This is a genomic window from Bacillus sp. 05T31 (genome assembly GCF_056396725.1).
Genome location: NZ_JBFTMA010001218.1, coordinates 1 through 677 on the forward strand (window position 1 = coordinate 1; position 677 = coordinate 677).

Annotated in this window: 2 protein-coding genes; both read left to right on the forward strand. The window is 44.3% G+C overall.

Annotation, left to right across the window (positions count from 1 at the left end; all coding sequences use genetic code 11):
- Nucleotides 1-171: 171 nt before the first annotated feature.
- On the forward strand, nucleotides 172-387 hold the full coding sequence (locus tag AC1DJR_RS32545; RefSeq protein ID WP_429687598.1) for a hypothetical protein: 216 nt from the start codon (nucleotides 172-174) through the stop codon (nucleotides 385-387).
- Nucleotides 388-432: 45 nt separating this feature from the next.
- Nucleotides 433-677 (forward strand): hypothetical protein (locus tag AC1DJR_RS32550; RefSeq protein ID WP_477004519.1); only part of this gene is annotated, 245 nt, incomplete at its 3' end.

The window sequence follows — 677 nt, forward strand, 5'->3', positions numbered from 1 at the left end:
AAAAGATTTAAATCAATTATTAACGAAGCTTTCATAGTTTTTTCAAAAGCCTACTCGCGTGAGTAGGCCTTTTTAGTTTGTTGTACATTCTCGTTGGGTGTTAAGAAATAAAGACTTCATTTAAAAGGAACATCACAATGATAAAAATAAAACCRTTACGGACAATTMAYAATGGTAATWGTGACGCTAGCCATTGTTCCAGGAGAATCAAGAAGTGAAGCAGTAACGATTACTGTTCCAGGTCCATTTGCGGCTAGAAATACAGCGGTAAAGTTACCTGAAGCATTAGTGAGGGTAGCAAGAGGAACCATGAAGGCAAGAGAAGGGTTACTAAATGAAAAGCTGACTACTACCCCTGCAGCAGGACTACCGTTTACTAATACTTGACCCGAAAAAAATAAAGTATTATTTCCTTGGGTGGATACACACGCTGTGGTTGCGTTAGAAGTTAAGGTAATAGATGCAGGTCCAGCAGGAAGATTAAATCCAGTAGGTCCAGTAGCGCCGGTAGGCCCAGTATTGCCGGTAGGTCCAGTATTACCGGTAGGCCCGGTGTTGCCAGTAGGTCCAGTATTACCGGTAGGCCCGGTGTTGCCAGTAGGTCCAGTATTACCGGTAGGCCCGGTGTTGCCAGTAGGTCCAGTATTACCGGTAGGCCCGGTGTTGCCAGTAGGTCC